At 40.5% G+C, this 12,819-nt stretch carries 7 protein-coding genes; 5 read left to right on the plus strand and 2 right to left on the minus strand.

The window, feature by feature from the left end:
• Nucleotides 1-5: 5 nt before the first annotated feature.
• The 5 genes from AC1S8V_RS26875 to AC1S8V_RS26895 all read left to right on the plus strand — a co-directional run bounded on the left by AC1S8V_RS26875 (nt 6) and on the right by AC1S8V_RS26895 (nt 7,828).
• Nucleotides 6-1,964, plus strand: coding sequence for a glycosyltransferase (locus AC1S8V_RS26875; RefSeq protein ID WP_482071415.1), 1,959 nt, complete (start codon nt 6-8; stop codon nt 1,962-1,964).
• 35 nt (nt 1,965-1,999) lie between these two features.
• Entirely contained in the window at nt 2,000-3,607 is a 1,608-nt protein-coding gene (locus AC1S8V_RS26880) for a hypothetical protein (protein WP_482071416.1), read from the plus strand.
• A 21-nt stretch (nt 3,608-3,628) separates the two neighbouring features.
• On the plus strand, nt 3,629-4,405 hold the full coding sequence (locus AC1S8V_RS26885; RefSeq protein WP_482071417.1) for an ABC transporter permease: 777 nt from the start codon (nt 3,629-3,631) through the stop codon (nt 4,403-4,405).
• 18 nt (nt 4,406-4,423) lie between these two features.
• Nucleotides 4,424-5,152 (plus strand): ABC transporter ATP-binding protein, encoded by a 729-nt coding sequence (locus tag AC1S8V_RS26890; protein ID WP_482071418.1) that lies wholly within the window; start codon nt 4,424-4,426, stop codon nt 5,150-5,152.
• A 210-nt stretch (nt 5,153-5,362) separates the two neighbouring features.
• Nucleotides 5,363-7,828 (plus strand): O-antigen ligase family protein, encoded by a 2,466-nt coding sequence (locus tag AC1S8V_RS26895; RefSeq protein WP_482071419.1) that lies wholly within the window; start codon nt 5,363-5,365, stop codon nt 7,826-7,828.
• A 101-nt stretch (nt 7,829-7,929) separates the two neighbouring features.
• On the opposite strand, the gene galU is transcribed toward AC1S8V_RS26895, so the two are convergent.
• Both galU and AC1S8V_RS26905 read right to left on the minus strand, forming a co-directional pair.
• Nucleotides 7,930-8,808 (minus strand): UTP--glucose-1-phosphate uridylyltransferase GalU, encoded by an 879-nt coding sequence (gene galU, locus AC1S8V_RS26900; RefSeq protein WP_145324293.1) that lies wholly within the window; start codon nt 8,806-8,808, stop codon nt 7,930-7,932.
• Nucleotides 8,809-9,105: 297 nt separating this feature from the next.
• Nucleotides 9,106-12,792, minus strand: a complete 3,687-nt coding sequence (locus tag AC1S8V_RS26905; RefSeq protein ID WP_482071420.1) for a DEAD/DEAH box helicase — start codon at nt 12,790-12,792, stop codon at nt 9,106-9,108.
• Nucleotides 12,793-12,819 lie beyond the last annotated feature (27 nt).

The following is a 12,819-nucleotide window of genomic DNA, read 5'->3' on the forward strand; positions in this document are numbered from 1 at the left end:
AAAAAATGTACAACGTTAGTGTTATTATCCCTGTATACAACGCAGCCTATAAAATAAGAAAAACTGTTTCTTCCATATTAAATCAAACAATGGATTTCAATAAAATCGAAATCATTCTAGTAGACGATAAATCCACAGATAATTCGGTTGAAATAATTAATACTTACGTATCTTATTACGAAAATATAAAACTATACCAATTACAAGAGAATTCTGGAAGTCCTTCAAAGCCGAGAAATCTTGGTATCAGAAAAGCTCAATCTGACTATATTATATTTCTTGATAGTGACGATATCCTTCACGAACACTCATGCCAACAACTCTATAGTGCAGTACAAGAAGACAACTTAGACATCGTAAGAGGCTACTTACAGGTAGTAAAGGAAAACAGAAAATTTATAGCAAATAGATTAGATTTACCTTCTGTTTCCACGATGTCCAAACAAGACCTAATACAAACTTTTGTTTCAAAACAAAGCTCTACCATAATGGGAATTTACAACAAAAAATTTCTTACTGAAAACGAAATATTCTTTGACGAAGAAATTAGAATGGGTGAAGATACGCTTTTTTTGAGCAAATGTTATGTCAATACTACCAAAATATCTTATATTGATAAATGCATTTTTGATTACATGAAAAGGGATGAAATTCATAACTTATCCAGCACTCAATCCTATGGATCTAAAGAGTTGAATGACCATATTACGGTTTGGGAAAATACACAAAAAATATTAAGCACTATAAATATAGATTATTATAAATCCCGACTTCCTATTGGATTTAGATCTGTACTCGAGAGCATCCGAAATTATTCTGACGGAAAGATTCCACAAAATGACTTTGAAAGACTTCATAAATTTCTGAAGAAAGTGTCTTACATTATTCCGATGATGAACTTACCAAGAAGATTGCAAGAAATCTGTGATAGTATCTTGAATAATGATTTTAATCTTTTTGTTCAAAATTCTAAAAAAAGATTATTAGTTAATGGTTATGACTTGAAATTTATAAAACCATTGCTCCCATATTTAATGAAAAATTATGAAGTCAAAATCGATGAATGGACTGGCCATGATACCCATGATACAGAAAGAAGTATTCAACTATTGAAATGGACTGATATCATTTTATGTGAGTGGATGTTAGGTAACGCTGTGTGGTACTCTAAAAATAAGCGCCCTGATCAAATATTGTTCATTCGTATGCATCGATTTGAACTTACCAGAGAGTTTGGCATGGAGATCGAAAAGAAAAATGTAGATGCCTATATTACAGTAAGTGCTTTATATTACGAGAAATTTATTGAAAAGTTCCAGCTCCCTCGTTCTAAAATGAAACTAATTCCTAACTACGTGGACATAAAAAAATTTAAAAATAACAAGCTCACAGGTTCACAATTTAACATTGCCATTATGGGTGCCCTTCCATCTTTGAAGAGATTGGATTTAGGTGTTGAGATTTTGGAACAATTAAATAAAAAAAATCCGAGATACCAATTGCATGTTCTCGGTCACAAACCCGAAGAAGTATCATGGCTCTGGAAGCTAGACAATGAACGGAAATATTATGAAGATATTTATACCAAAATTAACAATAATCCATTTTTGGAAACATCAGTTGTTTTTGCAGGCTGGCAGGATAGCTCTGAATATTTGAAATCAATTGGTTATGTCATATCTACTAGTGATTTGGAGAGTTTCCATCTTGCTCCTGCTGAAGGAATGGCTTCTGGAAGTATAGCGCTCTTATTATCTTGGCCAGGAGTCGAGTATATCTATCCTCGTGAATACCTAATGTCCACTGCTTCAGAAATTGCAGATAAAATTCTGTCACTAAATGAAAGTAATCAATATGAAGAAATGACTACCATAGCTACAGAGTTTATTACATCCTATGATATTAATAATGTCGTAAAAGAATATAAAAAGTTAATTAATCGTAATTTTTTGCAGAAAAATTAGAACCAAAAATTTGTTTTCTAAAACAGAGGTGAAGCATGCAAAACATCATACTTCCTAATAGTATCGAAAAATACAAAATATACTCCGGAAAACTATCCAAGAAAATTAATTATTATTTTGAATCCTCAGAGGAGCTATCGGGTGGCTCAAAAATAAAATCCATACTCTCGCATCACAAAGATGTAATTCAAACATTTAGTGATAGAACAGAAAGATTTCAACTTAAACTTACTGAGCGTGAACTTAGTAATGGAGATCGTTTCGTTTTTTTCAATATTGAAAATTACTCTGAAAAAAAACAGACTATAAAATTTTCCTTAGTGTTCACAAACACTAAGGACTGTGTAGCTGAGGATCTCAGTAATTATTATCGTGCACCTTCCTATAGTAACAGATACGGGGAAAATAAATTAACCTTACCAAGCTTATTCCTTTCCTCTGATACTGCAGATGTTTTCATCTCAAAAGGAATTGTCTATTTAAATAATAATTTATTGTACGAAGATTTAACTAAAAGTAAAACAAAAAAATTAATTTGCGAAACTAATGATATTAGATATAAGCAAGAAGATTCCGCAGTTCACTTAAATGTTTTATTGCAAATACCAGCGGGGAAAAATATGGACCAGTTTTTATTGTTAAGTGAGCATTCATTGTTTGCTTCCAAACAAACGTTGACCTCTTACTTTACCGATGCTGGAATTTCTGTAGAGAATAACGATGTCCGCTTCAATATGTGGATAACTCCTGAAGGTACCTATACTAAGTTACCTTATTCAATCGAACCCTTCGATAAAGATGCATACGGTGTAAGTCTTCATCATATGTCAAAGAAGGTGCTTCTCCGTTATTACAACAATGATAAAGATCGTTTTTTCTTTGATTTAGTCTATAATGCAGTAATCCAAGTTTTTGGATACAGGCCGCATCATAAGGGGCTATTTTTAACCGAATATACCTCAACTTGGCTAAAGAAAGATTTCTCAATTAGAGCACCTTACATTGATACTAGATTGAATGAAACGTTTGCTTTAGTCATTCAAGATTCCAAAAAAATCTTACCTTTTGAGGAACTTCATAACTTCTATCTCAGATATGCTGATTTTTTAGTGAGCTACTCAGAGTCAAATTCTCTCTTATTAGTTGAAGAAGGTGCTTATTATATTCCAGATTATTTCTCATTGAATGATAATGCCAGTTTAACTCATTCTAGTCTTAATCACCAATTAGGGATTATAAATTATCTATTTTCTATTCTATTTAAGGAAGATGTTTCCAATAAAGAGGCTTACTCTATGGTTGCATTATCAATATTAAAAGCTATCGATCTGACCTACACATTCTGGATTCAAGATAGTGGGGATCTCTTCTATAAAATATCCTATCATAATAATGAACTTGTTTATTCTGATAATGATTATATCTATGTTACCCTAATAGATCTATTGATTGTTCAAAAGAATATAATTGATCTTTATGGAGAAAAACGGAAGTCAATTGATACTTTAATAAAAAGCAAACTAAGATATCTAGACTCTCAAAACTTTGGCCTGAATGATCCCCATTCGAAATTACCCCCGAACGAGGATATAAATTCTAGGTCCATGGCTGAAAAGCTAGCAAGTAATTTAAACTATTTTTGAAATTTAAGCAAGGAGATACTAATGACAATTTATATAAAAAATTTTATAAAATATAAAGACCTCATCATTGAAATTATAAAAAGAGACATTCAATTAAAATACAAAAATTCACTCTTGGGTATTTTGTGGAGCTTTTTAAATCCTCTTTTGTTTATGATCGTGTTGACATTGATCTTTCAAGAACTTTTTTCAAGTAACATTGAGCACTTTGCATTGTATGTCCTAACCGGTAGATTAATGTATTCTTGCTTTTCTGAAACAACAAATTATGCTATGCAGTCAATTGTTTCGAACGCTGCTTTAATAAAGAAAATCTACGTTCCTAAGTACTTTTTTCCCATATCAAAAGTAGGTTCTTCCTTTATAAACACATTACTTGCAATGTTGTCAATAATTCCAGTTATGATAGTAAGCGGAATACAATTCACTACAATTAATTTATTGTTTGTATTCCCTCTTTTATACATGTTGCTGTTTAGTGTAGGTATCGGATTAATTTTAACTACAATTTATGTATTTTTCAGAGACTTACAACATTTATATTCACTGGCTCTGGTAATCATTATGTATACTTCGGCAATTTTCTATCCAGCAACCATTATACCTGATCAACTATTACCAATCATCCAGTTTAATCCTGTATTTACAACGACAGAAATGTTCAGAGATATATTGATATATAATACTATTCCATCGATAAACGATCACATCTTTAATTTATTGTACTCTCTCTTTTTCGTGGCCTTTGGGCTTTTCCTATTTTATAAGAAACAGGATAAATTCATATTTTATTTGTAACTGAATGGGGTTGAACTAATGGATATTGCAATAAGAGTAGAACACGTCTCCATGAAGTATAGGATAATTGGCGGTAAAGTTAACTCTTTGAAAGAATTCTTCGTTAATAGTTTGAAACGAAAAGTCACTTATGAAGAATTTGAAGCATTGAATGATATTAATTTTAATGTTGATAAGGGAGAAGTCTTTGGTATTGTAGGTTTGAATGGAGCTGGAAAAAGTACTCTGTTAAAAATAGTTGCAGGAGTCATGAAACCTACCTCTGGATCAATTGAGCGTAACGGTTCTTTAGTTCCTCTACTTGAGCTCGGGGGAGGATTTAATGGTGAATTATCCGGTCTAGAGAATATTTACCTTAACGCACTCTACCTAGGATATTCAAAAAAATTCATTCAACAAAAGGTTGATGAAATCATTGAATTTTCAGAACTGGAGAAATTCATAAATACACCTTTGAAAAATTACTCATCCGGTATGAAAGCTCGATTGGGATTTTCAATTGCTACACTGGTTAAACCTGAAATTTTAATCGTGGATGAAGTACTGTCTGTGGGGGATTATAAATTCAAGGAAAAGTCTGAGGCTAAAATGAAATCTCTCATGACCTCCGGAACTACCGTATTATTTGTATCTCACTCTATAGAACAAATGAAAAGCATGTGTGATCGAGTTCTATGGTTGGATCAAGGACAAGTTAAAGAAATTGGACCAGCAGTTGAAATATGTGAGAAATATCAATCGAAATAAATCTCGATAAAGTCCACATCTTTCAGTTCAATCGGTTCTGAAAAAATCACAAAAAATGCTTAATTAGATTTTTTACAAGTAAGCAGTTTTAAAGTCTGTCTTGATGGCGTAAGAAGTGACTACAAATAGATCTACAAATAGATAATACGTTCAGTATAATATCTAAATTCATCAGCATTTTTGTCAATATGAGAAAAGGAGAATCATACTTTGTCGAATCAAGTATACGGAAAAAAAATAAAGACGTCGAACAAGACCAGTTCCCGCTCAACTTCGCCGCTGCTATGGACTCTTACCATAGGACTTATCTTTTTTTTACTCTGGTCGTCATTTCAAGTTGCGTTATTTAACGGACAATTACTTCAATTTGAGGGGCCTATTTATTGGGCGCTCATGATTACAACCTTCCTGTTCATCATATGGACTTTGGTCTACTACAAAACTATCACACTAGACTCCCAACGAGATTGGCTCAAATTAGTCGTTATTCTATTGCCAATTACTTACATGCTATCGCTTATTAATGCAGCCTCTAATTACTTAGCAGTTAACATGATCTTGATTCAGTGTATTTATGCAATGTTGTTCGTCATGACGATGTACCTGCTCCAGAACAAACAAATCAATCATGTCATACAATCTTCCTTAATAGGACTTGCATATATAATTGTCGGATTTGGTCTATTGAATTGGCTGGGAGCCTTCAGTTTTACGGGTAAGTTAGTCGGTTGGTTCTCTTCAGGCGTAGTTAATGGGGTATACAACCAAGCGATATGGAATGATTCTAACGGTCCACGGCTTGCATCTGTATTCCAGTACCCGAATACATATGCAGCGTTTTTGATGGCTTTTCTGTTCATTAGCATCTTTAGTCTGATCCGCACAAGAAAAGTGTACATGCAGATGTTTCATGGTTTTATGCTTGTTCCCATCTTGCTGTCCCTGTTGCTTACATTGTCGCGTACAGGTCTTGTAATGATGCCAATCGTTTTCGTGATCATCCTGTTGTTGCTTAAACCAGCAAAACAAATCTTATGGTTCATTTATCTTGTTATTTCAGGAATAGGAACATTAGCTATCTTGAATCCAGTCAATACGGCCGGACTCGAATTGCAGCAAAAGTTCACTGCTGAACTTGCAGCCAAAGGTTGGATCTATCTGGTTGCAGCATCCATAGTTGTCGCAATCATCATCTGGGCTATTCAACGTTGGATCGCTCCCAAGTTGGAAACAAAGCTCCATACCTGGGGTAAACGTAAAGGCTCAAGCCTGTGGATCCCGCTCGGCTCAGCGCTGCTCGCCATTATCGCAGCAGTGTTGCTGTTGGGTACCAGCGTTCGCAACATTTTGCCTGATAGTATCAGTACGCGTCTGGAAAACATCAACTTCCAGCAGCACAGTGTCCTGGAACGAATCACCTTCTACAAAGATGCTGCCAAGGTCATTGCAGATTACCCATTGATTGGTGCAGGTGGTGGGGCTTGGACCGTACTGTATGAAAAGTATCAGAACAATCCATATGTTAGTGCACAAGCGCATAACTTCTTCATGCAGTACCTGGTTGAAGTCGGAATTATCGGATTTATCATTTTCATGTCATTTATTCTGTATATCTTCTATCAATTCGTTCGCAGCTACTTGCGAAGAGACGAAAACGAAAGAGAGTCACATTTTGTATTTTTCATTTTGTCCATGACTATTCTGGTATTGAGTCTTCTCGATTTCAATATGAGTTACGTCTTCATCGGCATGCTGGTGTTTATCGGGTTTGGAGGCATGGCTGCAGCGATTGAACCACGACCTGTTCAACGTTTAAAAGTAAGCCCTAGTACAGCTAGAGGAATCTATACCACGATTGCTGGAATTTCTATAATACTACTCTTGATTGTATCGGTACGATTTTTACAAGCAAATCAATATGCGAAAATAGCCAAAGAGGTCGCTCAAAATAGCCAGGACTTCCAAGAGATAAAAGCTGCATTAGAAAAAGATTTATCCATTCGTAGTACACATACTGATTCATTGCTAACACTCTCTTCCTTGTATAAACAAGGCTATGAGCAAACTAAGGACGACCAGTTCTATAACACTTCTCTTGAACTACTTCAAAGAGGCAATGTAGCTGAACCATATAATAAGAGTATAGTAATCCAACTGATACATTTATATGATCTAAGAGCAGATTATGATGCAGCCTATGCTCTCCAAAAAGAGTACGCCGCTAACTACGTCTGGAATATGGAATGGTATGAGCAGTTAATCACCCGTTCATTCGATCTAGGATATCAAGCGCTTGGACAAGGCGATACAGCTAAGAAGGAATCTTATTTCACTTCAGGTCTGGAAGCCTATCAGCATGTTGTTGATGGAGTAGAACATCTACAGACTCTCCCTGATGGACAGCTTCAAGGACAGCCGTTCGAGCTGACTCCAACAATGATTCTGAACGCAGGGAAAATGAAATTCATGTTAAACGATTCAGCTGGAGCCGCTACTATCCTTAAGGGTGGAATTGCAGAAGATCTGACCGATGCTACCAACCGTGAAATTGCTCGTTGGTACCTTGCGGCCCTAACTAAAGATGGGCAACAAGATCAAGCTATATATGATAAGCTTATCGCTGTCGCACCTAACGAAGCAGACGAGATTAAACAGATAGCAGAACTGAATTTCTAATAACAAAATGCACTAGTGGTCCTCAATAATTCCACACACAAAAAAGGTTTGCCCTCATCAAAGGGCAAACCTTTTTTGTGATCTAATTCATTAGGGATGTGTTAGTTCGATTCTGTTATCTTCTTTAAATACTTCAACAAATCCTCCCGAAGGTCCGGGCGTTGCAACGCATAATGTATGGACGTTTCAATAAAACCTAACTTCTCGCCAACATCATGACGCAGTCCATCAAAATGATATGCGAGAATCTGCCGTTGTTCGTTCAATCGGGACAAGGCATCTGTGAGCTGAATTTCTCCTCCGACGCCAGCCGATTGCTGACCCAGGATCTCAAAGATATCCGGTGTAAGAATATAACGTCCCATAATGGCCAGGTTCGAGGGCGAATCTTCGGTCTTCGGTTTCTCAATTAAGCGGCGCGCACGAAAGACACGATCATCGGTAGGGGTCAACAACTCTCCATCCACAATCCCGTAACGGGACACCTCGCTCCAATCAACAGGCTGTACACCAACAATCGGAGATTGCAGTTCATCGTAGACATCGATCATCTGCTTCAGGCAGGGATGTTCCGCTTCTACAATATCGTCCCCTAACAGGACGGCAAAAGGTTCATTGCCGATAAACTTACGGGCACACCAAATGGCGTGACCAAGTCCCTTTGGTTCCTTTTGACGGATATAATGAATGTCTGCCATCTCGGAGGGTTTGCGGACTTCGTTCAGCAAGTCCCATTTCTGTTTATCCGCTAGATTCTGCTCCAGCTCAAAAGAGTAGTCGAAGTGATCTTCAATGGCCCGCTTCCCTTTACCTGTCACAATAATGATATCTTCAATGCCTGAAGCGACAGCTTCTTCAATAATGTACTGGATCGTTGGCTTGTCCACGATGGGTAGCATTTCCTTGGGCATCGCCTTGGTGGCAGGCAGAAACCGGGTACCCAGCCCTGCGGCTGGAATAATCGCTTTGCGAATACGCATACGAACCCACTCCTTTTGCTAAACAAGTTGAACTAAAGCATATTTACACTTACTACTCCGATGACAGAACAACCTTCCGATCGCTGTTATCCCCAGATTTTTTAATTCACTTTTACAAAGGTGAAAATCTGGGGATAGCGTATGCTTCCGATGCAGCTTTCTTTCAGAAAGCTTTTAGGCGAACGCTCCGCTTCTCCAGCCTTTTTCTGTCCTCTACGTTTCTCGTGTAAATGATTAGTCCAACTTGTATAGATTCATATATTTAATGATTCATATTGCTAGGATGCTTGGACTTCATTATACCATCAACAATTCGCGGATATCCTGTTCGGATAAGGTCGTTGATCCCCCATCTCCCGGTTCGATCACTTCGGCAATTAAGTCCTTCTTCCGCTGCTGGAGTTCCAAAATCTTCTCTTCGATCGTACCTTCGGTAACCAGGCGGATGACTTGCACCACTTGTTTCTGTCCCATGCGATGGGCACGGCCAATCGCCTGTTCTTCCACCGCGGGATTCCACCATAGATCATATAATATAACGGTATCTGCCCCTGTTAAATTTAGTCCGGTACCTCCTGCTTTCAGGGAGATTAAGAACAGTTCAGCTTCGCCCTCATTAAATCTGTGGCACATCTCGACACGGCTCTGCGCAGGGGTCTGACCATCAAGATAGAACAGGGTTCTTCCCTGTGCAGCCAGCGTCTGACGAATCAGGTTCAACATGCTCGCAAATTGGGAGAAGATGAGAATTCGTTTGCCTGAAGCCAAACAATCCTCGACCGTTTCAAGCAACTGTTCCATTTTCCCGGAATCGCCTTGATATCCTTCAACAAAGAGGGCCGGATGACAACACAACTGACGCAAACGCGTGATGCCAGCCAAAATTTTGATACGATTCTTCTGGAATCCGTTATCCTCCATATCCTTTGATGCTTCATCCTGAAGCTCGGAGAGGTACGCGGCGTACAGTTTCTTCTGTTCAACCGTGAGCTCTGACCGCTGTACCGTTTCAATTCGATCAGGCAACTCCTCCAGCACATCCTTCTTCAGGCGGCGCAGAATAAACGGACGTACCATCCGCGAGATCCGTTCCGGAGGAAGGTCGCGGAATCTTCTGTAACTCGGAAATAACCCAGGAAATACCGCTTCAAAAATGGACCATAATTCATCCAGCGAGTTCTCTACAGGCGTTCCTGTGAGTGCAAAACGACGTGGGGCCTGAATTTGTTTCACTGCCTGCGCGGTCTGGGAAGAAGCATTTTTGATCGCCTGAGCTTCATCCAGAATGAGTGTATGGAATGTTCGGCCCAGGTAGGTGTCCAAATCCCGTCTCAACAGAGGATACGACGTCACAATCACATCTGCCTCATCCATGCCTGAAAGCATGCTGGCTCGTTCTTCTTTCTGACCGGCAGCGATCAGGACTTTCAGATGCGGGGCGAACCGCGCAAACTCATTAGCCCAGTTATAGGTTAGCGAGGCAGGCACCACGACAAGTACCGGAGGATGAATGACCCTCGTTCGGATCGTCAGTCCATCCTGCTGCATCGTGGACCATAGGCCGTCCGTATTCTCTGAGGCCATCTTATCCAATGGGAGACCAGTTTCGGGGTCGATGCCGGCAGTAGTCTCCGTTGTACTCCCCCATAGCGATCCGCTCTCCCGGTATTTATTAACGTCCGTATGGTCAATATTGTACTCGGGCTTTTCCTGAAGCACCGCTGTAATATAGGCGATGCTTTGCAATGTTTTGCCAAGTCCCATATCATCCGCCAGAATCCCGCCAAAACGATAATAGGCGAGGGTACGCAGCCACTGGTATCCACTGTTCTGATAATCCCGCAGGATGGGAGTGAGAGCTTCTGGCAATGCAAAATCCATCCGCTCGGGATCTCGGAGATCATCAAGGAAACGTTTCAGAGAGCCTCCCCACTTCACATGACCTGAAACTTCATCTCTGCCTGGCAATTGTAATGCCCGAACAGCCGGAAGCCGGATATGGCTGCTCTTGATGTCATCTGCTCCCAGTCCGAGTGAATCGGCCATGTGAGCGAAGCTGTCTGCACCTTCATTTTCAAGCGAGAGAAAGACACCACTCTTGAGACGGAAATACGGTTTCTTTTCCACAATGCGGCGCATGAGTTCCTGAAGCTCCTGCTCGTCCACACCTTCCATCTCGAATGAAATCTCCAGCCAGTCGAGCCCCTTCCCCAAGTCTGCCCGGACTTTCGGAGGTTTGGAAGAGGATTGCATCATAGCCTTCACGGCGTTCGGCATATAGATGTCTACCTGCTTCTCAAGCTCAGGCAACAGATGATACATGACATCATATATTGCATCTTCCCGTTCGCTCGCCCAGACACTACCATCCCTTTCGAGAAAGGATCGATCAAGCCGTTCAATCAGATTCCGTTCTTTGTATCGATCACGCACCAAAATAACCTTTTTCTCTTCTTCATCTATCAAATACTCTGCCAGCGGATTAATAACCATGACCTCATAGTCGAATTCCAGACGTGCTGTAATACGTTCACGATAGAAGTCGATGTACAGCTTCGGTGAAAGTTCCGGTTCCGCGATCTGTTCACGCACCTGCGAATCAATGGACAGATGTCCGAGCGTACGCAGTTCTGGCACGACATGTTGAACAAACTCATCCACCTGCTGGGTCGAAATATCAATACTTTCCTTGATCCCATATGAAGTGAGCGCCCCACTCAAGTCCTCCAGACTTCGCATCTGCATAGGCTCCAACATGTGCAACTGTCCTTCCACCACGGCGGCATCATAGGCAGGAAGAAGAATTAGTTCACGCAGTCCGGAAATTTCAAGCTGATATCCTTCATTCGTTCCCTGGGCAATCCGGTAAAACAAAGGCAGTACGCCCTCACCCAGCGTAAGTGGTCCATTGGCAAATCCCGTGCCCTCCATCCGGCTGTCAGCCTGTAGTAGTAATTCCAGCAGTGGCTTCCATACGAGCGGAGCGATTAATATATCCCGTCCGTCCGAAGCTCCCAGATAACCGGAGATGGATTGGCGATAGGCCTCTTCACTCTGCCTCATTCGAATGAGCATTGAGAGAATGGCCTGATCCTGCGGAGTGAAAACATGCATCAGTGGATCATAGTGGAACAGTTTGGTAAATGACATCGGTTCGCCCTTCTCGATGCAGTTCAGGAATTGCTTCACTTTCTGCACCACATACAGACGTTTGTTACCCACTTTCAATTCAAGAGCGAGTTTCCCGCCACCCTTGTGAACTTGTATCAGCTTGCATATAAACTGAACCTGCAATTCTTCCCGCAGGGAGGAGCGGGTGACAGGAGCGGTGTATTTACGGTCATTGCCATGCAGAGGTCTCCGATCCTTGGCAAACATCGACAGAATCTGATCCGCTGTACGGTAAGAAGGTTTATCTGCTGAGCGACCCCAACCCGAAGCTGAGCTTGGACGACCTGCCTGGGAGAATGGAGACGCCGTGGGTTTCGAAGCAGTATTAAGCTGCTGAGCGGAATTGGCAGACGAATCAGGACGCTCCCAATGACTCTCTTCGACCAGTGTACCCACTCTGGAAATAGTGCCTGGACCAGAGGTAGTGTCCCGCCTGGAATCGAATTGGGATGATTCTTTCCTTTTCCCGTCATCAGCCTTTCCGACCTTCTTTCCCTCCTCATTGTTCGCTGAGTGGTCTCCCAGTTCTTCCGCCCGTTCGTGGATTGCCAGCAGTACAGCCGCGACATGTTTACAATAGTCATAATAATTTCCATACGCGGGACAGTTGCAATAAGCTTCAATCTCGCCCGTTTCATCCAGATCCACCGTTACTTTATATCGTTTGGTGCCTCGGACTACAGCATTGTAATGACGCTCATCCTCACTGACCACCAGATTGGTCACCCTGCCAGACAGGTTGTAATCTTCTCCCCGCTTAAATGCCGTGACTCCGCACAGCAATTTGATATCCATGATTGTGAATGGCGCCACGCTTCTTCGCCTCCTAGCCTTTTACAG

Source organism: Paenibacillus sp. B46(2026), assembly GCF_056786355.1.